The 22,870-nt window shown below is 44.3% G+C and carries 23 protein-coding genes; 7 read left to right on the plus strand and 16 right to left on the minus strand.

Going from position 1 to position 22,870, the window contains the following annotated elements; all coding sequences use genetic code 11:
- The first annotated feature begins 601 nt into the window (after positions 1-601).
- On the plus strand, positions 602-1,486 hold the full coding sequence (locus PSF16_RS07400) for a helix-turn-helix domain-containing protein (protein ID WP_039862368.1): 885 nt from the start codon (positions 602-604) through the stop codon (positions 1,484-1,486).
- A gap of 73 nt (positions 1,487-1,559) precedes the next feature.
- Here PSF16_RS07400 and PSF16_RS07405 read toward each other — a convergent pair whose 3' ends face one another.
- The 16 genes from PSF16_RS07405 to napF all read right to left on the minus strand — a co-directional run bounded on the left by PSF16_RS07405 (position 1,560) and on the right by napF (position 15,546).
- Complete coding sequence (locus PSF16_RS07405) at positions 1,560-3,605, minus strand: TonB-dependent copper receptor (protein WP_272689051.1); 2,046 nt, start codon at positions 3,603-3,605, stop codon at positions 1,560-1,562.
- Between the two features lie 181 nt (positions 3,606-3,786).
- Entirely contained in the window at positions 3,787-4,215 is a 429-nt protein-coding gene (locus PSF16_RS07410; RefSeq protein ID WP_006661120.1) for a DUF2946 domain-containing protein, read from the minus strand.
- Positions 4,216-4,407: 192 nt separating this feature from the next.
- Positions 4,408-4,566 (minus strand): hypothetical protein, encoded by a 159-nt coding sequence (locus PSF16_RS07415; protein WP_272689052.1) that lies wholly within the window; start codon positions 4,564-4,566, stop codon positions 4,408-4,410.
- Between the two features lie 28 nt (positions 4,567-4,594).
- On the minus strand, positions 4,595-5,668 hold the full coding sequence (locus PSF16_RS07420) for a cytochrome c-type biogenesis protein CcmH (protein WP_272689053.1): 1,074 nt from the start codon (positions 5,666-5,668) through the stop codon (positions 4,595-4,597).
- Positions 5,665-6,222 (minus strand): thiol:disulfide interchange protein DsbE, encoded by a 558-nt coding sequence (dsbE, locus tag PSF16_RS07425; protein ID WP_006660706.1) that lies wholly within the window; start codon positions 6,220-6,222, stop codon positions 5,665-5,667. The genes PSF16_RS07420 and dsbE overlap by 4 nt, the downstream gene beginning before the upstream one ends.
- Positions 6,219-8,150 carry a heme lyase CcmF/NrfE family subunit gene (locus tag PSF16_RS07430; protein WP_006660705.1) on the minus strand — a complete coding sequence of 644 codons (1,932 nt, stop codon included), beginning with the start codon at positions 8,148-8,150 and terminating at the stop codon, positions 6,219-6,221. Before PSF16_RS07430 ends, dsbE begins: the two co-directional genes overlap by 4 nt.
- Entirely contained in the window at positions 8,147-8,626 is a 480-nt protein-coding gene (gene ccmE, locus PSF16_RS07435) for a cytochrome c maturation protein CcmE (protein WP_006661119.1), read from the minus strand. Before ccmE ends, PSF16_RS07430 begins: the two co-directional genes overlap by 4 nt.
- Positions 8,623-8,835: a heme exporter protein CcmD gene (gene ccmD, locus PSF16_RS07440; protein ID WP_006661118.1), complete on the minus strand. Its 213-nt coding sequence runs from the start codon at positions 8,833-8,835 to the stop codon at positions 8,623-8,625. The genes ccmE and ccmD overlap by 4 nt, the downstream gene beginning before the upstream one ends.
- Positions 8,828-9,571, minus strand: a complete 744-nt coding sequence (locus PSF16_RS07445; protein ID WP_006660701.1) for a heme ABC transporter permease — start codon at positions 9,569-9,571, stop codon at positions 8,828-8,830. The genes ccmD and PSF16_RS07445 overlap by 8 nt, the downstream gene beginning before the upstream one ends.
- Before the next feature lie 137 nt (positions 9,572-9,708).
- Complete coding sequence (napC, locus tag PSF16_RS07450; protein ID WP_006660700.1) at positions 9,709-10,311, minus strand: cytochrome c-type protein NapC; 603 nt, start codon at positions 10,309-10,311, stop codon at positions 9,709-9,711.
- 9 nt (positions 10,312-10,320) lie between these two features.
- Positions 10,321-10,770: a nitrate reductase cytochrome c-type subunit gene (gene napB / locus PSF16_RS07455; RefSeq protein ID WP_006661117.1), complete on the minus strand. Its 450-nt coding sequence runs from the start codon at positions 10,768-10,770 to the stop codon at positions 10,321-10,323.
- Positions 10,767-11,630 (minus strand): quinol dehydrogenase ferredoxin subunit NapH, encoded by an 864-nt coding sequence (gene napH / locus PSF16_RS07460; protein ID WP_006660698.1) that lies wholly within the window; start codon positions 11,628-11,630, stop codon positions 10,767-10,769. Before napH ends, napB begins: the two co-directional genes overlap by 4 nt.
- A complete protein-coding gene (napG, locus tag PSF16_RS07465; RefSeq protein ID WP_006661116.1) occupies positions 11,617-12,312 on the minus strand; it encodes a ferredoxin-type protein NapG in 696 nt (231 codons plus the stop codon). Before napG ends, napH begins: the two co-directional genes overlap by 14 nt.
- A gap of 6 nt (positions 12,313-12,318) precedes the next feature.
- On the minus strand, positions 12,319-14,805 hold the full coding sequence (gene napA, locus PSF16_RS07470; protein WP_006660696.1) for a nitrate reductase catalytic subunit NapA: 2,487 nt from the start codon (positions 14,803-14,805) through the stop codon (positions 12,319-12,321).
- Positions 14,802-15,065: a chaperone NapD gene (napD, locus tag PSF16_RS07475; RefSeq protein WP_036952105.1), complete on the minus strand. Its 264-nt coding sequence runs from the start codon at positions 15,063-15,065 to the stop codon at positions 14,802-14,804. The genes napA and napD overlap by 4 nt, the downstream gene beginning before the upstream one ends.
- Positions 15,055-15,546, minus strand: coding sequence for a ferredoxin-type protein NapF (napF, locus tag PSF16_RS07480; protein ID WP_272689054.1), 492 nt, complete (start codon positions 15,544-15,546; stop codon positions 15,055-15,057). Before napF ends, napD begins: the two co-directional genes overlap by 11 nt.
- 757 nt (positions 15,547-16,303) lie before the next feature.
- Between napF and nrfA the strand changes: the two genes are divergently transcribed.
- From nrfA to nrfF, 6 genes are read left to right on the plus strand one after another with little or no spacing between them, the layout of a single operon-like run.
- Positions 16,304-17,737 (plus strand): ammonia-forming nitrite reductase cytochrome c552 subunit, encoded by a 1,434-nt coding sequence (gene nrfA / locus PSF16_RS07485; protein WP_272689055.1) that lies wholly within the window; start codon positions 16,304-16,306, stop codon positions 17,735-17,737.
- A gap of 45 nt (positions 17,738-17,782) precedes the next feature.
- Positions 17,783-18,355, plus strand: a complete 573-nt coding sequence (gene nrfB / locus PSF16_RS07490; RefSeq protein ID WP_006661112.1) for a cytochrome c nitrite reductase pentaheme subunit — start codon at positions 17,783-17,785, stop codon at positions 18,353-18,355.
- Positions 18,352-19,023: a cytochrome c nitrite reductase Fe-S protein gene (nrfC, locus tag PSF16_RS07495; protein WP_006660691.1), complete on the plus strand. Its 672-nt coding sequence runs from the start codon at positions 18,352-18,354 to the stop codon at positions 19,021-19,023. The genes nrfB and nrfC overlap by 4 nt, the downstream gene beginning before the upstream one ends.
- The gene (nrfD, locus tag PSF16_RS07500; RefSeq protein ID WP_006660690.1) at positions 19,020-19,976 is read left to right on the plus strand and encodes a cytochrome c nitrite reductase subunit NrfD; all 957 of its coding nucleotides are present in this window, start codon (positions 19,020-19,022) and stop codon (positions 19,974-19,976) included. Before nrfC ends, nrfD begins: the two co-directional genes overlap by 4 nt.
- 22 nt (positions 19,977-19,998) lie before the next feature.
- Positions 19,999-21,780 (plus strand): heme lyase CcmF/NrfE family subunit, encoded by a 1,782-nt coding sequence (locus PSF16_RS07505; protein WP_272689056.1) that lies wholly within the window; start codon positions 19,999-20,001, stop codon positions 21,778-21,780.
- A complete protein-coding gene (gene nrfF / locus PSF16_RS07510) occupies positions 21,773-22,846 on the plus strand; it encodes a heme lyase NrfEFG subunit NrfF (RefSeq protein WP_036975191.1) in 1,074 nt (357 codons plus the stop codon). Before PSF16_RS07505 ends, nrfF begins: the two co-directional genes overlap by 8 nt.
- The last annotated feature ends 24 nt before the right edge of the window (positions 22,847-22,870 follow it).

Raw genomic sequence — 22,870 nt, forward strand, 5'->3', positions numbered from 1 at the left:
GATTATCTTCACTTTTTTCCAATAATGACAGATTACGTTTATACACTTAAATGTGCTCTTATATTTAAATCATCAAGTAATGACATATTTACTTAAACCATAAGTAATAGAATAATAATAACCGACTAAACCCTCTATCACTATCAGAATAAACTTTTATCATTTACTTAACCTTTCAACATTAATCAAAGAATTCTTAAAAAAATGCATATTGATGAATAATAATTGAATTTCTTACTCACATCCTGAATCGAGTAACCTTTTGAATATTTAGTTTAATTTTATTTATGATTTAACCACTTTTGTTCTCTGTATGTGAATATTCTTTTCTTTGCATAACAACTGATTTAACAAAAAATGCGTTATGTGCAATCAAAAATTCAGCATAGTCTTAAGTCTGCTGTCAGTTTAATAAGCCAACTTTCCCTGCATTTAGTGGGCTCTTCTGTAATTAAAACTTACCTAACTTCACATTGTTTATAAAAAAGTTGTCAGTAAACATGCTATCCTACATACAATTACGATGATTTTTATCTAAATTTAATGCTCAGATTTGGCGCTTAAAATAACGCCTGTTGCAAAAGTGACTGGAAAGGTAACCATGCTACAAGAAAGTGTTATCAGGGAAATCATTCTCTGGATCGAACAAAATTTAGAGTCGCGACTCTCTCTCGATACTGTTGCTGATAAATCTGGGTACACTAAATGGCACTTTCAACGATTATTTAAAACCCAAACAGGTCTCGCATTAGGTGCCTACATTCGTGCCCGTCGTTTATCTTGCTCCGCAGTAGCTCTACGTTTAACTAACGATAGCATCATGGATATTTCACTTCGCTATCGCTTTGACTCACAACAAACCTTTTGCCGCGCATTTAAAAAGCAGTTTGGCGTAACTCCCTCAGAGTACCGAAAACGAACAGGCTGGCATATCGAAGGTTTTCGGCTGCCATTACGTGAAAGTAAAGAACTTGAAGCCCATGTGCAATTGGTTGAGTTAAAAGACATTCATTTAGTTGGTATGACTCATCGTTATACTCAAGGTATTAATGAATGGAATTTAAAAACTGAGGAATTACGACGTCAGTATTGGAAAAACTTTTTAGATAAAAATAAGCTTGTAGCCCAAAATTTATATGCTATCCATGGCGTTGACACAACTTCTGATGAAGAAGGTCGCTTTCTCTATTCCACGGCATTTGAAGAAAATGCTCTTGAAGTCATACCGCCATTGACTAAAAAACTCATGGTTCCCGCAGGGAATTACTTGCAGATTAAATTTAAAGGCAGCCTTCAAGGTACTGACTACAATGACATTATCTATACTGTTTATGGAAAAGTGCTGGCAGAAATGGACATCGCCCGAGGTTTAGGGGCTGATATTGAACACTATGCGTTAAAATCAGCGCCGACTTATGAGGACTTTGTTAGCCACCCTCATGATTACATCCAAGAACTTAATTACTATATTCCTGTTATCGTATAGAAAATCATAATCTATTTGACTAACAACCCGTTTTTACACGGGTTGTTAATTTAATGATGCATCACTAAGTCGATTAGAACGTCACGTTTAATTTCCCCCAGAACGTTCTACCTGGCTCATTAACAGGGCTATTGGATGAGTACCCAAACCCACTATTTCCCGCCAAGTTCAAATGCTCGCTGTAGGTTTTATCAAAGAGATTATCGACACCTGTGCTTAATTTCATATTTTCATTGATACGATATGCTGCATTCATCGAAAAGACGGTGAACCCAGCACTTTCACTAAAGTCTTTACCGACGACGTTACCTTCATTGATTGCAACTCGATCCTGACGGCTAACCATACGAACTAACCCAGTCGTCGTCCAATCCCCCTTTTCCCATGTTAAACCTAACCGGCTTTCCAAAGGTGGCATTTGAGGCAACGCACGCCCATCCGTTCTATTTCTCCCCCATGAGTATGCAAGGCTAGCGTCCGCTTTCCATTCATCACTCAATTGGTAAGCCACGCCCATCTCACCACCCATGATCATGGCATTAACGTTCTCGACTTGGCTCATTCTGGCGTTTGTTGGACTATAACGGAATAAAATAAAGTCATCCACACGACCTATATAAGCAGAGACCCATGCATTAGCTTTCTCATCACTGTATTTAGCGCCGATATCTAGCTGAGTTGTTTTTTCTGTTTTGACGTTATCAAAAACATTTTTGTCACCATTGGGTCCCATTTTAGGTGAGAAGAGCTCCCAATAATCAGGGAATCTTTCCGTATATCCCACGCCAGCATACAACATCACCGGGGTCTTCGGTAAGGCATGCTCATAACGAACAAAACCTGCTGGCATAACGGTATTACGACCTGAAGAGCCCACTCCAGTATAATTATCAACCAGCACTCGTTCTAAACGCCCACCCCCGATCACTTTACCTTGCTCACTCGCGACCCAAGTCACCTCACTAAAGAGACCATAGTCTTGGAATTCAGCGTCTTTTTTCCAGCGATTATTGTTATTTTTTCGGTGCTTATTGGTTTGCATGTCAGCGCCAGCACGCAGTTCATAGTCGCTCCACAACCACGTCCCCATCACACGGCCTCCCATGGTTTCACGATCAACACGCATTTTCATTGGCATGTTCATCATCATTCCATGACCGCCATGCCCACCTCCCATGTGTCCACCACCTGAACCCATACCACTTGTTGGGCTACGTAATGAATAGTTATCCATAATATGGTCTGCGTAGTTGTAATAGACATTCCCTTCGACTTTATCGAGCACATCACCAATGTTGCTCTTTTCAAAACGCAGCCCTAAGCTTTCGCGTTTAAATTGGGAGCCATCCATTCCACGCCCTGCATAGCGGGCTTCACCATCGCCTTTCCCTGCAGAAAGTTCGAGTAGCGTATACTCATCAGGAGTCCAACCCACGGCGACATCTGCGTTCCATTTATCCCATTTCGATGGCACTTTATCCCCATTGCCATCCTTATAGTCATCAGAACGAGATTTATTGCCAATCAGACGTACATAACCCTTTTCATTTCCAAAGCTAATATCCGCGTTGCCATCCCAACGGTGGTTTGATGCGGTTAACGCACTGGCATTACCTTGAATCCCCGCCGCTGTAAAAATAGGTTTTTCACGTTCAAAGCGCACCGTACCTGCAGAGTTTCCAGGTCCCCATAAAACTGTTTGTGGTCCTTTCACCATGGTTAGCAAATCGAAGTTTTCTGGAGAAATATAGGATGTAGGTGCATCCATACGAGAAGGACACGCACCCAACATTTCACTGTCATTTGTCATAATTTTAAGGCGAGAGCCAAACATACCTCGGAAAACAGGATCACCATTCGTGCCACCATTACGAATTTGAGAAAAGCCGGGGATAGTTTTCAAATAGTCAGAACCATCACTCGCAGGTACGGGTTGTCTTGGTGTTTTTGGCGAGGTTGAAATCATTAAGGGTGAATCCACAGGCGCAGTCACAATCATCACAGAACTATTACTGATAGACGATTGTTTCTCTTCTTCTTTTGCAAAAGTCGATGTGGAAGTGATAGCCGTGACCACCAATACTGCGACAGGTGAAAATTTATAATTCATTGAGTTCATTTTTTGCCTATTTTTATCTGTTTCTGGCCGCTTTTAATTCAATGTACACGTCATCATTAGCTATTTTTTGGCAATAGCTTAACCTCCTGAAAATGAAGCTCAAATTTCAGGATCGGTAACGTGACTTTATGCATTGAAAGCAAAAGCAGTTTTAAATTACGTTAAATAAAGAAATGAAAAATTAATAAGCAGTAGGTGGAGCACGAGCTAAATGTAATGACCACGGACGAAAAAGTCGTAATTGGATACAACGTTCGAAAGGAATAAAGATGGTGAGTGTCGCTAATTGGCGAATTATCGCAGCAACAAATAGAACTAAAAATGGGAAGTGAACTAATAACTGGCAATAACCACAAGCAATATCTTCCATAGGTGATTGCCCGCCCCCCGTCATCAGCATGTGATTCATTGCACCACTGTCTTCACAACCTTCAGACAACGGCATTTCATGATGCTGATGCATCGAATGCTCGGCCATTTCCCCCTGCCTCACCGTGCAACTGTTCATCTGTGACATTGATTTTGAAATCAATGGTGCAACAAATAACATCGCAATAGCGAGTAAAGCAAGATAAGCGGCAAATTGTCGAATAACGTGACGTAAATGCAACGGTTTTCCGGTATTTCACAACCAATAGATGGGCGCAGATTGTATCTTAATTGGAGGTCTATTGTTATTATTTTTTGCCATTATTGTTAAGGCGAAACAGAGCTCTCAATTCATATGAAAAAACTAACTTCACCGAGTTAAGAACTGCCCTCTAAGCATCCGTTAGTTTTTATCTATGTGTCATCCAACTCGTTATTTACTTACCGACACACCACCGTCCACATACAATGCCCACCCTGTCATGAAGCATCCTGCCCCACAGATCGCAGCCATATCCGTATTACACCCTAAAGAAAAATGCCAACCCGTATCACTGATTGGCATTTCTCGATCTGACCAAACATTGAACATCGTTAATCATCGATGCCCACGTTATTCATTACTTTCCTTCTGGCGCATCTTTCTTCTCATGCAACATCATTAAAGATTGCTCGATACTTTTCTCAATAATGCCTCGGCGCTGATCATTTTCAGGCAGTAGCTTTAACATCATTTGCCAAGCGGAAATCGCTTCAGGGTAACGTGCTTGCTCAAATGCATTGAAAGCAAACAAGCTCAACGCTTTGACGTTAGTCCGGTTTTTAGCAATCAGCTTTTTGAGCAATTCATTGCCTTCTTGGTTATCACTTTGATCAGAAGAACGGGTTAATACCTCAGCATAACCAAGCGCTACGGCATCATCGTCTGGTGATAAACGATAAGCACGACCATAAGCATCGGTTGCCATGGTAGCATTACCTAGCACCATCCCGATACGCCCTAACATCACCCACCCTTCAATATTTTGCGGGTCTTCCTGTAAACGCGTACGCAGCCCAAGAGCCAAACGCTCCATTTCTTCATTATTCAGGGGAAGCTCATTGGCATTTAACGCTCTATCTAACAGCGCTGGTGCTTGCTGGTAAGCGATATTCCAATCTTTAACCTTACTGTAGTTGCCGACTTGGTAATATGCGGCTCCTGCCACACCCAACGCAATCACGATGCCGGGGACATACACCCAAGCACTCACACGACTCGCTTCTGGCAGCAGCTCGTCATCATCCTCTTGAGCGACTTGGCTGGCTCTGACACGTTTTTTAGAACGGGCGTAAATCAACCATCCCCCAACCGCGATAGCCACAAATGGCATTCCCCATAACACCACGGTTAGCGGCGTTAATGGCGGGTTATACGTCACGAAATAACCATATCTCGCCACCATATAATCGACGATTTCATCGCGGCTTTTCCCCTCTTGCATCAGCTCATACACTTTCTGGCGCAAGTCGAGGGCTATCATGGAGTTGGAATCAGCAATACTGTTATTTTGGCATTTTGGGCAACGTAGCTCTTCCGTCAATTTACGAAATTGCTGCTCTTGCTGCTCATTTTCAAATGTGAAAACTTCCGTGGAAGCCAAGCTTACACCTGCGCTGAGCGCCCACATCATCAAGGCAATCACATATTTCATTGAGTTGCCTCCTTGCTATAACGGTCCCACAATGGCTTCAATTCGTTTTGCCAAACGCGCTCATCAACCGCGCCAGCATGGCGATAACGAATAATGCCTTGCCCATCAATTAAAAAGGTCTCTGGCGCACCGTACACACCCAAATCAAGCCCAAGCATACCTTGCCCATCGAATAAACTTAGCGCGTAAGGGTTACCCAATTCACGCAGCCAAACAATGGCCTTTTGGCGATCATCTTTGTAATTTAATCCCACAACACGAATACCCTGTGATGCTAGTTGGTTCAAATACTGGTGCTCAGCACGGCACGTTGGGCACCATGTCGCCCAAACGTTCAATAAAATTGGCTGTCCTTGAATAAGGGCTTTTGTGTCATATTCTTGCCCCGGATTCTCCAAAGACTCCAAACGGAACACTGGCACGGGTTTGCCAATTAAAGCCGATTCTAGCAAACGAGGGTCATCCCCTTCTGCATTACGCACCAATTGCCACAACAGCACGGCAGCAATCGCCGCAAAAATAACAAAAGGAATTAAAAATACTTTGCGATTCATACAGATTCCCCTTGTAACTTGCGACGACGATAACGCGGATCAAACAGGCAACACAATGCGCCCACTGCCATTAGCACGCCACCAGACCAAATCCAACGAACAAATGGTTTATAGTACAAGCGTAATGTCCACACATTCGGAGAAATCTCTTCCCCCAGCGCTGCATACAGGTCACGAGTAAAGCCACCATCGATAGCCGCTTCCGTCATCACTGCACGGCTAGTGCTGTAAAAACGTTTCTCTGGGTGTAATGTCGTCAGCACTTTGTCATTTTCTTTTACGGTGATGGTACCAATCACGCCTTGGTAGTTTGGACCATCCGCTTCATGTACCCCGTTGAATACGAAGGTATATGCACGAATAGCAATGCTATCGTCCGGCTTCATTTTCACATCACGTTCAATACTGTAATTTTGACTAAAGGCGATACCCACGATGGTCACTGCCAAACCAAGGTGTGCCAGAACCATTCCCCAATAACTGGAAGTCAATTTGATTTTTTTACTGATGCGCACTTTCATTTCGGCAAAAGCCAAAATCACAATCCAGCATGCCATCATCAAGCCCAATACTGTCAGCGCTTCCACTCTGTCTTGCATTAACCAAGGCAGCAGGAAAGAGAGAATTAGCGTAAGCACTAATGCAATTATCAACAATTTACGGATAGCCGCTGGGCGGTCACGCCCCCAACGTACTAGTGGTCCAATACCTAATAACAAGGCAAATGGCACCATTAACGCGATAAACATAGTGTTGAAGAACGGCTCACCAATCGAAATCGTCCCCAAGCCAATTTGCTTATGGACCAACGGCAGTAACGTCCCTAACAACACCACCAGCATTGCTGCTGTTAGAATCACGTTATTTCCCAGTAGCAGGGACTCCCGAGACCATAATGCGTTATTGACCTTAGAACGCACTTTATGACCCCGTATCGCGAATACTAATAGCGAACCGCCAATCACTAGCACCATAAAGGCGAGAATAAACAACCCACGAGCAGGATCGGAAGCGAAGGCATGCACCGAGACCAAGACGCCTGAGCGGACTAAGAACGTGCCGAGTAAACAGAGGGAGAAGGCAAAGATTGACAGTAACAATGACCACGCTTTAAAAGTGGCTCTCTGCTCTGTCACTGACAATGAGTGAATCAAAGCCGTACCGACTAACCATGGCATGAATGAGGCGTTCTCTACCGGATCCCAGAACCACCAGCCCCCCCAGCCTAATTCGTAATAGGCCCATGCGGAGCCCAACATAATACCCAGCGTTAAGAAGAACCATGCGGCTAATGTCCAAGGGCGAGCAAAACGCGTAAAAGAGCTATCTAAACGCCCGCTGAGTAACGCTGCTATCGCAAAGGCAAAGGCCACTGAGAAGCCGACATATCCCATATACAGTAGCGGAGGATGGAAAATTAACCCAGGATCTTGCAACAGAGGATTTAAGTCACGCCCTTCTATTGGGAATGCGGGTAACGTCCGCGAAAATGGGTTTGAGGTAAAAATAATGAATAGTAAGAAACCGACACTAACCATCCCCATAATGGCCAGCACTCGCGCCACAATATCGAGAGGCATACGGTAACTGCACAGCGCCACCGCGAATGTCCAGCCGCTCATTAATAATACCCATAGCAGCAGAGATCCTTCATGGGCACCCCATGTGGCAGCGACTCGATACCAAATTGGCAATTGCGTGTTGGAGTTATTAGCCACATAAGTGACAGAGAAGTCATTCACCACAAAGGCATTAACCAGAACTAAAAATGCCCCTGCGAGACAAAGAAATAGCAACCATGCTAATGGTCTAGATGCTGCCATTAAGCGGGTATCATTACGTGACACCCCCCATAATGGATAAAAAGAAAGTAATACGGCGATCCCTAATGATAAACACAGCAGGATATTACCAATCTCTGGGATCATGATGCATTGTCCTTATACATTGCAGCAGGACGTTTATGGTTTTCTTGCATAGCTTGCTCAACCTCTGGCGGCGTATAGTTTTCATCGTGTTTCGCTAACACTTCTTTCGCCATCACATGGTTATTCGGCTCTAACTCGCCTTGAACAACGACGCCTTGTCCTTCCTTAAATAAGTCAGGCAAGATACCGTCATAGCTCACATCAATTTCAGCTTCTGCATCATACACAGTAAAAGTCACTTTCAGGGAATCAGGATCACGCACAACAGAGCCTGGCATCACCATGCCACCAACCCGCAAACGCTGCCCAACTTCAGGTACCTTATGGGTTTCCCGTTTACCATAAATCACTTCGCCTGGAGTATAAAACAGGTCAATACTGGAACTTAAAGCGTATAACACCAATGAAAATGTAAGCCCAACACCTAAAATAATCGATGATACTAACCACAATCGGTTACGGCGACGAATATTCACATCCCCTCCCTGCGCGCTCTGGCGGCTTTTTGTCTTGCTTCACGCGCTTGTTGCTGAACAATTGCGTTAAAAATCATTTTTCGTTGAATATAGGTATGGATACACAGCGCCACTAACGGCAAAAGGGTTAACGCAACGGCTAACCAGACATAAAATCCATAACCCCCCATGGCGATGAAATCTCCCCAAGAGGCAAAAGCACTATTCATGGTGGTTTCCTCGCTTCATGACCAATTCCAGTACCCAAGGTCGATTTCGTTCTAATATTAACAGTTGGCTACGCAAACGAATTAGCGTTAATGAAATAAACAGGAATAAATATCCTAAAATAGCTAAACGCAATGGTGTACGCATCGCAGGATTAATGCTTTCTTGCATACGCGTAGAAGGTTGATGCAACGTTTGCCACCATTCCACGGAGTAGTGAATAATCGGTAAATTAATCACGCCAATTAACACTAAAATTGCCGCCGCTTTCCCCGCGGTACGGCGATCATCAAAGGCATGCCATAAGGCAATCACCCCGACATAGAGAAATAATAAGATCAATTCAGACGTCAAGCGTGCATCCCATACCCACCAAGCCCCCCACATCGGTTTTCCCCATGTGGCTCCCGTGACTAATGCGATAAAGGTAAATACAGCACCAACAGGTGCCATGGCGGCAATCGCTAACTCCGAAATTTTCATCTGCCACACAAGCCCCACAAAGGCAGTAATCGCCATTGTGGCATAAATGCCCATTGACCACATTGCAGCAGGGACGTGAATATACATGATCCGGTAGCTATCACTCTGTGTTTTGTCGGTCGGTGCAAAACCAAAGCCCCAAACCCAGCCGACAGCCAGAAAGATCACACTTAACACAATAAACCATGGAGCAAGCCGCCCACATAATCGATATAGGTTCATTGGAATCGCTAATTGGTGAAGCTTTTTCCACATAGTTTAATAGCCCCGATTTGTCTCGCAAAAATGCTGTGCTCTAATATTAGCTACAATACACAAAAACCACGTAATTTTATTGATTTATCACAAATACAACTTAGGCTAGTTAGCCAAATGACCAACTAGCCTATTTTCTAGAAGCCAGGTTCGACTTCTCGCATATCCGGTAGTTTATGCGCAATACCCTTATGGCAATCAATACAGGTTTTTCCGTCTTTTAAAGCTTGGTCATGCATTTTTGCTGCCACGCTTTTTTGAGCGGTGAAGTCCATATAATCGAAGTTATGGCAATTACGACATTCTTGGGAATTATTATCCTTCATCCGTCGCCATTCGTTCTGTGCCATCTCTAAACGGTGAGCCTCAAATTTTTGAGGTGTATCAATCACGCCAAAAATCTTACCGTATAACTCTTTACTGGCTTTGATTTTTCTTACCATTTTAGGCACAAATTCGTGCGGTACGTGGCAATCAGGACATGTTGCTCTCACACCACTACGGTTCGTATAGTGGATGGTATCCATATACTCTTCATAGACGTTCTCACGCATTTCATGGCAGCTAATACAGAACTCTTCTGTGTTGGCTTTTTCCATTCCGGTGTTAAAACCGCCCCAGAAAATAACCCCACCGACGAAACCGATAATCAACAACGTTCCCAATGCTAAGCGGCTTGGGCGCCACCACCATTGCCAAATCCGGCGGATGAATCCCGGTTTATCACTTTTATTTGTCATGTCTGCCCCTTATTTCCCAAAGCCTTTAGATGGGGTAAAGGTATTATCGATAATCGGCGCAGTATCGGATTGAGGAACATGACACTGTAAGCAGAAATAACGATTCGGAGCCACTTCGCCTAACACTTTACCAGATGCATCCATAAAGTGAGTTGGGCTAATACGTGGTGCACCTGTAGTGCGATAGTTTTCAACACCGTGGCATTGTAAACAACGGTTAGTGTTAGTGGTAATTTGATACCCTTCAACACTATGAGGGATCATAGGTGGCTGGTTAACGTAGTTCAGCGCCATCTTTTCCTGCTCTTTAGGAATATGAATGCCGCTTTCTGGTGTACCTGATACTTCTGGTGATTGAGACAGATCGACTCCATTAGCCGACCAAGCAAAACTGCTCACGACAACGGCCATGCCTGCTATCCAACGGCTTAAAGTTCTTTTCAGGACAGGGTTTTTCATGATTTAGCTCCCGAACTCCATTTTAGTGTTATTTTAAAAACGTCCTCAGAACAAACATCAATACAGCGACCACAAGTCGTGCAGTCTTTCGCTGTGATCTGCGCTGGGGCTTGTTTATCAAGAACCGGAACGCGCAAAACTTGCGGTTCAGGGCAAACGTGGAAACAGTCCATGCAGCGATTACACTGCTCTTTTTTGTGGGCGGTCACCACTAAAGCCCCTTTACAGCCAGCCACACCATACAGCGCGCCTAGCGGGCATAAATGACCACACCAACCGTGTTCCACGACCAATAAATCAAATAGAAACAGTGCAATTAAAACTAAAGCGCCACTGCCAAAACCAAAAATCAGGCTGCGACCCATCAAAGAAACGGGGTTAATCCATTCCCATAGTAACGTTCCAGTTAATGCTGAACCCAGTAAAATAACACCCAGCAAAACATAGCGAATGTAACGAGGGATAGTAGCGGATTGGTTGAATTCGAATTTCCGGCGTAACCATGCCGCTGCATCCGTCACCGGATTAACAGGACATACCCAACTACAGAAAACACGTTTTCCTAACAGGGCATACACCCCGAAAACAATCCCAGCACCGATTAATGCAGAAATTCCCGGTAAGTAACCACTTGCTAAGCTTTCAAGAGTAATTAGCGGATCCGTTAGCGGGATCGTGTCGAGCAATAAACTGCTACTGTAATTACCATGCAAGATCCACACGCCAAACCATGGACCACTTAAAAACATGGCTAATACTAACAGTTGGCTTGTGCGTCTTAGCACCAACCATTTATGGCTTCCCCACCACCCTTTTTTCGCCAGAGCCTCACGTCCGGCATCGTGCTTACGATTTGCCATTGCTTCCCTCCAGCCAACCAAAACGGTAATGGTGACCTAATTCCCCTTTTGCTAGCGATCGCGGTAATACCTTGATTGCCGACTCTTCGAGCACACACGCTTGCTCACACTTACCACATCCAGTGCAGTAATTACTGTTCACAGTAGGTAAGAAACGTGCATGTTTACCCGTTCGATGGTTTTGCTCAAGTTCCAGTGTGATAGCTTCGTCAATGACAGGGCAAACTCGATAACACACATCACATCGTAACCCTTGAAAATTTAAGCAGTTTTCTTGATCGAGTAATACTGCCAACCCCATGCGTGCATCATTAATAGATGCAATATCCTTATCCAAGGCACCACTTGGGCACACTTTGGCACAAGGAATGTCTTCACACATTTCACAAGGATTTTCACGAGCAACAAAATACGGTGTTCCAGCTGCCATGCCTGACGCCAATGTCGCGAGTTTCAACATGTCATAAGGACAAGCCTGCACACATTGACCACAGCGCACACAAGCACTTGCAAAGGCACTTTCATCTAAAGCTCCCGGCGGGCGAAGGTGGACTCCACTCGCTCGGGAAGTTTGTTGCTGAAGCCCCAGTACCACACCAACAGCCGCCAGTCCACCCGCTGCGCGAGCAACATCACGCAAAAAACGGCGGCGACTATTCTGGGAACCCGGTTTCTGGGACATACGCAATTACACCTTTTCCAGTTTAACGGCACATTTCTTATAATCCGTCTCTTTCGATAACGGATCCGTTGCATCCAAAGTGAGGTTATTCACTAACTGAGATGCATCGAAGAATGCCATATAAATCAAACCTTTTGGTGGACGGTTACGACCACGGGTTTCCACCGTTGAAAGCACTTCACCACGGCGAGAAAGCACTTTGACTTTATCCCCACGACGCAAGTCTTTCGCTTTTGCATCCAATGGATTCATAAACACCACGGACTCAGGGAAAGCACGGTGCAACTCAGGAACACGGCGAGTCATACTGCCGGTATGCCAATGCTCAAGAACACGCCCAGTCGATAACCATAAATCGTACTCTTCATCTGGCGCTTCTGCCGCTGGCTCAAATGGCAGCGCAAAGATCACCGCTTTACCATCTGGTTTACCGTAGAATTGGAAACCTTGTCCGGCTTTAACGTAAGGGTCATTACCTTCGCTATAACGCCACTGAGTTTCTTTACCGTCCACAACTGGCCAACGAATACCGCGTGCTTTGTGGTATGCATCAAAGTCAGCTAAGTCATGACCATGGCCACGACCAAAGCTCGCATATTCTTCAAACAGCCCTTTTTGCAGGTAGAAACCTAATTCACGAGACTCATCATTCAGTTGGTCTGCTGCCAATTCCGTAATTGGGAATTTAGCCACTGACTCGTTAGCAAACAGAATGTCGTACAGGGTTTTACCGCGGTATTCTGGTTTCTTCGCCAATAACTCTTCCGGCCAGACATCTTCTGCTTTAAAACGGCGAGAGAACAACACCATCTGCATTAAGTCAGATTTAGCTTCACCCGGTGCAGGAACTTGTTGACGCCAGAATTGAGTACGGCGTTCTGCGTTACCGTAAGCGCCTTCTTTTTCTACCCACATTGCTGTTGGTAAAATTAAGTCTGCAGACAGTGCGCTGACTGTTGGGTATGGGTCAGAGACCACAATAAAGTTACGAGGGTCACGCCAACCAGGCATGCGCTCTTCATTAATATTTGGACCCGCCTGCATATTGTTGTTACACATCACCCAATAGAAATTGAGTTTGCCATCTTTTAAGGCACGGTCTTGAGCAACCGCATGTAATCCCACTTTTTCAGGAATAGTTCCCGCTGGTAATTTCCAAACGTTTTCGACTTTTTCACGGTGTTTTTCGTTAGTGACCACCATGTCAGCAGGCAGACGGTGAGAGAACGTTCCCACTTCACGCGCAGTACCGCAAGCTGATGGTTGACCGGTTAAGGAGAACGGTCCACAGCCTGGTTGAGAAATTTTACCTGTCAGCAGGTGCAGGTTATACGCTAAGTTATTCGCCCAAACACCACGAGTATGCTGGTTGAAGCCCATCGTCCAGTAAGAAACCACTTTCACGTTTGGATCTGCGTACAGTTTCGCTAACGCTTCTAACTGGTCTTTTGGTACACCGGTCATTTCTGCCGTTTTATCGAGAGTATATTCCGCAACAAACGCTTTATACTCTTCAAACGTCATTGGATCAGACGCATCCGAACCAGGGTTTTTGGCTTGTTTCTCTAATGGGTGCGTTGGACGTAAGCCATAACCAATGTCAGTCACGCCACGGCGTAAGTTAACGTGTTTATCAAGGAAGTCCTGATTCACCGCATTATTTTGAATAATGTAGTTCGCGATGTAGTTGAGGATCACTAAGTCAGATTGTGGCGTAAAGACGATACCGTTATCTGCGAGCTCAAAACTACGGTGTTTAAATGTAGATAACACCGCAACGCGTACATCTGGGTTGGATAAACGACGGTTGGTAATGCGTGACCATAAAATTGGGTGCATTTCCGCCATGTTCGAACCCCACAGCACAAAAGCATCGGCATGTTCGATATCATCGTAACAGCCCATTGGTTCATCCATACCAAAAGTACGCATAAAGCCAACAACCGCAGATGCCATACAGTGACGCGCATTCGGGTCTAAGTTATTTGAACGGAAGCCACCTTTGAACAGTTTGGAAGCGGCGTAACCTTCCCATACAGTCCATTGCCCTGAACCAAACATCCCGATAGCTTCAGGACCTTTCTCTTTCAGGGTCGTTTTAACCTTCTCTTCCATCACATCGAAGGCTTTTTCCCATGTAATTGGCGTAAATTCACCGTTTTTATCGTACTCACCGTCTTTCATACGCAGAAGCGGTTGAGTTAAACGGTCTTTTCCGTACATGATTTTTGGTAAGAAGTAACCTTTAATACAGTTCAAACCACGGTTAACTGGCGCTTCAGGATCACCTTGGCTCGCCACAATACGACCGTTTTGTGTTCCAACTAAGACCCCACAGCCTGTACCGCAGAAGCGACAAGGTGCTTTGTCCCATTTGATGCTTTCTTGCTGACCAACCACTGCTTTCGCAATACTTGGTACGCCAACACCTGCCGCCGCAGCAGCGGCCGCTATCGCATTGGCTTTCATAAAGCTACGACGACTAAGTTTCATACTTTTTCCTCACATTGCTCATCCTGCTGGTGATAAACCAGTGAAACATCCAATACACCATCGATATCACGGATAAAATCGATAGTATCTAAAAGCGTTTTGCTGTCTTCCCCTTCTACAACCACAATTAACTTGCCATTTTCAGGCGAGGAAATAGCCACTTCGCAGTTGGGTTCTTGGTGTAATTCATCTGTCACCGCTGGAATGCGTTCACTTTTGACTTGAACAATCAAACTGCAAACTTGCCAGTTATTGTGCATCTTCATGCTCCATGGTAATGGCTGATACAGGACATCCCGCGACACAAGCGCCACAACCTGTACAGCCCTGCATATCTATTTTTGGCTGATAAATACCGGCCAGTGATGGACGAAAGGCAATCACTTGAGGCTCACAGCTGTCTTCACAGCGACGACATTCAATGGATTTGTACGCCAGACAGTGCTGCCCAATGGCAATCTTGATATTCCAAGGCTGGGTATTTTGAGGAAGGAATATAGGCTCAGGACAGGCCTCTGCACATGCATAACAGAATGTGCATTCACCACGCTGAAAATCGACCATGGGATAGCCACCAGGACCAGGTTGCAAAATTGCCGTTTCACAACTCGTGATACACTGGTTACAACGAGTGCACTGTTCAATAAAACGTGCTTCGCTACCACTCCATGGTGGTCGAATTACGGGTGCGGCATTACGCCAAGCCCCCGTTAAAACTCCCCGACGGGTGATATCAACCATGTTTGTTTCCTTTACATTGCCCAACCAAAAACTGCTAAAAGAATCTGATAAACCGCACTTTTTATATGATTATTATCGTAAATATTAATTAGCTAACCATCAAAAATACATACTACCTAGTAGGTAAACTCATTTTTGGCGTTATTATGAAGAAAATAGTCATTCTTTGACGTTTCACATCGAAGACAAAGTTCAAATATCGAGAAATGCGGGTTTAAGGTCGTTTTATAATTATTCATTAACATTTCATAAATATGATTTGCGAATTTAAACCTTATTTTTAATAGCCAAATTTATAATTAATGAAAATATATACCACTAAAGTAGTATATGATGAGCACTTTTACAAAAAACTATATTTACTTTTTTTGATTTTACGCACGTTTTAATTCAAAAATTAACCAACTTATTTATCCATCATATTGGTACAAGAATAATTCACTATAAATATCATTAAGATAATAAAAAATAATGACTGGTAAATAATAATCATTATTATTTGAGAGTTAAATCAATATATTCCTTAAAAAATAAAATTTAATATTTTTTTATTTATTCAATTTCCCCCATTTTTATTATTTTTCATCGATTAAAAAGTAAACTCATTTTAATTATTGATCAAAGACAATATTTTTTGTGTGGTTTTTTGCTAATTATATAAGTTGGCAATTGTCTGATAGCAATAGTGCGATTGTTATCAAATATAAAAATAAATACAGCTAATGGGATGGCTGGCTTAAAAACACTCGAGGCCCTTATGGCAAAGATAAGAAATAATGCACTGTACCTACTGAGTGTGCTTGCAGGGATATTTCTGTTTACCTCTGTACAGGCACAAACTCCAACAAAAGATTCCACATCAACTATTAACGCTCGAAACGAAACCTTTGAAGCGGCGCACCCTGATCAATACCATTCATGGCGAGCCACCTCTGAGCAGTCACAACGGGAAGATGCGCTGGCTGAAGATCCCCGCTTAGTCATTCTATGGGCTGGGTATCCTTTCTCTCGTGACTATAATAAACCGCGTGGTCACGCTTATGCCATCATCGACGTGCGCGAAACACTTCGTACTGGCGCCCCGAAAAATGCGGAAGATGGTCCCCTTCCTATGGCATGTTGGAGCTGTAAAAGCCCTGACGTCGCAAGGCTCATTCAAGAACATGGCGAAGATGGCTATTTTAAAGGGAAATGGGCGAAAGGTGGCCCTGAAGTTGTTAACGTACTCGGTTGTGCAGATTGCCATAAGACAGACTCACCAGAGTTTGCAAAAGGCAAACCAGAACTCACACTTTCCCGTCCGTACGCTGAGCGCGCAATGGAAGCCATTGGAAAACCATTCGACAAAGCAAGTCGCTTCGACCAACAATCCATGGTATGCGGTCAATGCCACGTAGAATACTACTTCTCAGGTGAAACCAAAGCGGTGAAATTCCCTTGGGATAACGGAACCAAAGTCGAAGACATGGAGGTGTACTACGATAATATTGCCTTCTCTGACTGGACAAACTCCCTTTCTAAAGCCCCAATGCTCAAAGCACAACACCCTGAATATGAAACTTGGAGCGCGGGTATTCACGGCAAGAACAATGTCACTTGTATTGACTGTCACATGCCGAAATTACAAAACGAAAAAGGTGAACTGTACACCAGCCATAAAATTGGCAACCCATTCGATAACTTTGATCAAACCTGCAGTAGCTGCCATACACAAAGCAAGGAGCAACTCCAAAGTATCGTTGCTGAGCGTAAAAAAGCGATTCAGGAGATGAAAATCAAAGTGGAAGATCAGTTAGTACGCGCTCACTTTGAAGCGAAAGCCGCTTGGGATGCCGGTGCAACAGATGCAGAAATGAAAGATATCCTAGCTGATATCCGTCATGCGCAGTGGCGCTGGGATTTGGCTATTGCATCTCATGGTATTCACATGCATGCCCCTGATGAAGGGTTACGTATGTTAGGTGGGGCGATGGACAAAGCCGCAGATGCTCGAACTAAGCTCGCGCGCTTACTGGGTTCAAAAGGCATTACTCATGAAATTACGATCCCTGATATCTCCACTAAAGAGAAAGCGCAACAAGCCATTGGCTTGGATATGCAAAAAATTAACGCCGACAAACAAGAGTTTTTAAAGACTGTGGTGCCTGAATGGGATGCACAGGCTCGTAAAAACGACCTGTTAGCCAAATAACCACCCACCCCAGTTCGCTGGGGTGCGACAACCAATGGAGTGAATATGGGCGTACTACGTTCGTTATTAACTGCTGGGGTGCTGGCGTCAGGCTTGTTATGGGCAATATCAGCGTCTGCAACACCACAAATGGCTGAAGAAGCCAGCAAGAATGGTCGCTGGCAGGTCACGCAACAGCGTAACCCAGATAATGCCTGCCTAGATTGCCATAAACCTGATAAAGAAGGCATGCATGGCACACATGCCGAGGTCATCAACCCGAATAATAATTTGCCGGTTACCTGTACCAATTGCCATGGCAAACCAGGTCCTAACCACCGTGAAGGCGTCAAGGATGTCATGCGGTTTAATGAGCCAATGTACAGCGTGGAACAGCAAAATAGCGTTTGTTTATCTTGCCACCTACCGGAACAGCTGCAAAAAGCGTTTTGGCCACATGATGTTCACGTTACCAAAGTCGCCTGTGCTAGCTGCCATGACTTGCACCCAAAACAAGACATGATGAAAGAGTTAAACGATAAAGGTAAGGTCAAAATCTGTGTAGATTGCCATTCAGATCAGCGAGATAACCCGAACTTTAATCCCGCTGCGGTCAATGTCCTTAAGGAGCAGCCATGAGTTGTTCTCGTCGTCAATTCATAATCTATTCAGGCGCACTGGCGGCGGTAGGCGGTGTGGCGGGGCATTCCCTCGCCAATACCATGAAGGTTGACGGGGTGCGTTATGGCATGATCCACGATGAAACACTGTGTATCGGCTGTACTGCCTGCATGGATGCATGTCGGGAAGTCAACCAAGTTCCAGAAGGCGTATCACGATTGACGATTATTCGCAGTGAACCAATCGGTCAATTTCCCGATATCAAATATCGTTTCTTCCGCCACTCTTGCCAGCACTGTGAACACGCTCCTTGTGTCGATGTTTGCCCAACCGGTGCCTCATTTATCGATAAAACAACGGGGATCGTGGATGTTAACCCTGACCTCTGTGTCGGCTGCCAATACTGTATCGCAGCCTGCCCTTATCGCGTCAGATTTATTCACCCTATTAGCAAAACCGCCGACAAGTGTGATTTTTGCCGTAAAACCAATCTCAAAAATGGAAAACAGCCCGCTTGTGTGGAAGCGTGCCCAACCAAAGCACTGGTATTCGGCAATTTAGATGACCCAAACAGCGCGGTTTCGTTAATGCTCAATGAAAAACCGACTTATCGATTCAAAATTGCGCTAGGGACTAAACCGAAAATGTACCGTGTTCCCTTTAAATACGGGGAGGTAAGCCAATGACAACCGCTTCCGCTTTCCATTTTGAATCCTTAGTTTGGGACTGGCCAATCGCCGTTTACCTCTTCCTGATTGGTATCTCTGCGGGCCTCGTCGTGCTGGCGGTTTTGATGCGCCAATATGTGCCTAACTCAGCCACCAGCACGAGCACAATTATGCGTACTACGCTGGTTTTAGCACCAACAACCATTATTCTTGGTTTATTGATCCTCATTTTTCACCTAACCCGTCCATGGACGTTCTGGAAATTGATGTTTCATTACAGCCCAACCTCCGTAATGTCTATGGGAGTCATGCTATTCCAAGTCTACATGGCGGTACTCGTCGTTTGGCTCGCTAAAATTTATGAGCAAGAGTTAATCGGATTACAACAAAAATGGCTACCTAAACTGACCATTTTGCCTCGGGTCTTAGGTTGGTTAAGCCGAGTCATGCGCGGGTTAGATATCGCTATGCTGGTTTTGGCGGTTTTATTGGGTGCTTATACCGGGTTCTTGCTATCTGCACTCAAATCCTATCCGTTCTTAAACAACCCGATACTACCGGCACTCTTCTTATTTTCGGGAATTTCGTCGGGGCTTGCCGTCAGCTTATTGGCTATCGCCCTGCGCTACCGTCAAAATATCCATAACCCAGAAACGGCCTTTTTGCATCGCGTAGAAAGTTTTGTAGTATGGTTAGAAATATTTTTACTAGCGGCATTCTTCGTCGGGCTGGCATTAGGCGATGACGGTAAACTACGCTCATTAGTCGCCGCGTTAGGTGGCGGTTTTTGGACGTGGTGGTTCTGGCTGGGTGTTGTGGGAATTGGCTTTATAATTCCTCTAGCCTTAAAGAAATGGCAACAAAAAGGCAGCCAAGCCTTTCGGGTTTTCGTGGTCAGTGGCGCTAGCTTAATTGGCGTATTTTTCCTGCGTTTCTTTGTGCTATACGCAGGGCAATTGACCGTCGCATAACCAAGCTAAATAAAGGTGATACTTGGAACTTTTCCTCCCCGAAATCGGGTTTATCAGTTTGCTACTGGCGCTGTGTATCACCAGTTATCACACCCTGCTGGGGTTTATTGGCGTTTTCCAGCACGTCCCGAGGCAAATGTCTCAGGGCGTGCTGTGGATCTCTTTGCAGTTCGCCTGTTTGCTCGTCGCATTTTTATGTTTAACTGCCAGCTTTGTTCTCAGTGATTTTTCTGTTGTTTATGTAGCACAGCATAGCCATAGTTTATCGCCACTGATGATCAAAATTGCTGCCGTCTGGGGTGGGCACGAAGGCTCATTATTGCTTTGGGTGCTATTTTTCTCAGGTTGGAGTACCTTATTTGCATGGCGCTACCGCCGCCAAAACAGTGCATTTTTTCCTTTAACCCTCTGCCTTTTAACCGCCATATGCACCGCTTTATTGCTGTTTGTCGTGTTCTATTCCAATCCATTTGAACGCTTATTTCCTCCTGCGATCGAAGGACGCGACCTCAACCCCATGTTGCAACATTGGGGACTAATTTTACATCCTCCCCTACTTTATCTTGGTTACAGCGGATTCATGTTGGTTGCCGCGTTAGTATTAGCCGCATTAATCGCCCCCCCAATGAAACAACCTGATGACGCAAGTCAGACCATTGCTCAATTGTGCTGGCGCTTTGCTGTTCCTAGTTGGTGTATACTCACTAGCGGTATCATCCTTGGTTCATGGTGGGCATACAGTGAATTAGGCTGGGGAGGATGGTGGTTTTGGGATCCTGTCGAGAATGCCTCTTTACTCCCTTGGCTTTCTGCCACGGCACTCTTGCATAGTTTATCGCTCACTCGACGGACGGGACGCTATCGCCACTGGAGTATGCTACTGGCGATAATGACCTTGATTTTGGCACTGCTTGGTACGCTCATTGTCCGTTCAGGGATCTTAATCTCCGTTCACGCCTTTGCCCTCGATAATGTGCGTGCCGCTCCGCTGTTTTTGCTCTTTAGTTTCTTAAGCCTTGGGGCGCTTTTTATTTATGGCTGGAAAGCCAAATTTCCCCCTCGTGACACCCAACGTAAAACATCGCGAGAAATCTATTTATTACTCACGCTCATCGTGTTTACTGCCGTTTTAGGCATTGTGCTCACTGGCACACTGTATCCAATGATTTATGGGCTACTGGGACTCGGTAAAATTTCAGTGGGTGCGCCTTATTTCAATCAGGCTTTACTGCCTTTTGGCTTAATCATGCTCGTGCTTATCGTGATATTGACATTCGGATATCGCCATATCACACACCAAGACCACCATACATTACGTCAACGCTCCCTTCTTATTTTGAATCAAAAACTCCCCGCAATTGTCTCGCACACTGGCGTTATTCTGTTCGCTATTGGTCTCGCCCTTTCAGCCACACAAAAAACAGAAACCAGCCAAAATATTGCCGTTGGGCAATCTATCTTTGTCGGTGGTTATCAGTTTCAATTTAAAGAATTACAATTGTCTGCCGAATCTAACTACACCACGGAAAAAGCCATTATCCATGTCAGCCAAAACTCAAAAAGTGGCTTTGATATTATAACGGAACGCCGGCTGTATATGGCTCGCCAGCAACTGATGATTGAGCCTGGGATTAGCTGGGGCTGGTTACGTTCTTGGTATGTGGTTCTGGGGGAAAAAACCGGTGATGACCGCTATGCCATGCGCTTTTATGTACAAGAAGGAATTCAGTGGATTTGGGGTGGTGGATTTATCATGTGTATTGGGGTACTGATAGGCTGGTTTAGGGAGCGTAAACATGCTTAAAATCATAGTCACGTTGCTCCTTTTGCTCAGTTCAATGAGCGTGCATGCACAAATTGTAGATACATGGGCATTTAACTCCAGCGAAGAACAGGAAAAATCCTTACACATAGCCTCACAATTACGCTGCCCACAATGTCAAAATCAAAACTTATTAGAATCTAATGCGCCAACCGCCGTCAGTATGCGTCATCAAGTATTTAAAATGGTTGCAGAAGGAAAAAACGAATCACAAATAAAACACTATATGACTGAACGCTATGGTGACTTTGTTTTATATAACCCACCGTTAAAATCCAGCACGCTTTTATTATGGTTACTGCCTTTATTCGCTGGCTTAGTTATTATTTTTATTCTGTGGAAAGCAGTAAAAAATAACAAAAAGACAAATAATACTGTTCCTACATTTATAACAGGATACAATCAGACTCACTCTGATACACAGTTATTAACAGACATAAATAATAAAAAAATATCCCAATATCCCTATTGGAATAGGATGAGTAATGTCGGTCTTGTCATGTTAATCTTCTTTATGATAGCGGGATATTTTTTATTTCCACGATTCAATTCAACACTTGATCTGTATCAACGACAAAATGACCCTATTCAGCAATTTACGCCTCTAGAACAAGAGAGTCAGGCGCTAAAACGCTTACAAGACGATATCCGCCAATCTCCTGAAAACAGTGAACTTTGGGCCGTTTTAGGTGAGTATTACCTCTACCAAAATAGCTATGATAATGCTTTAACCGCTTATGGCTATGCACTCAAATATCGGGGAGAAAATGCGCAACTCTATGCAGCAATGGCAACCGTGATGTATTACCAAGCGGGACAAGTGGTTACAAATGACACACAAAAAATGATAGACAAAGCATTAAGTCTAGATAAAAATGAAGTGACCGCATTGATGTTATTAGCCTCAGATGCTTTTATCAATGCCAACTACACAACGGCGATTAGTATCTGGCAAAACTTACTTGATAGTAATAATCCTAGACTCAATCGTGCTCAAATTATTGAAGCCATTCACATGGCTAAATTAATGGAAAAAAGTGGAAAGTAATGAATAAAAAATAAAGCTTACTGA

Source organism: Providencia sp. PROV033, assembly GCF_028484855.1.
GTDB classification, from domain to species: Bacteria; Pseudomonadota; Gammaproteobacteria; order Enterobacterales; family Enterobacteriaceae; genus Providencia; species Providencia alcalifaciens.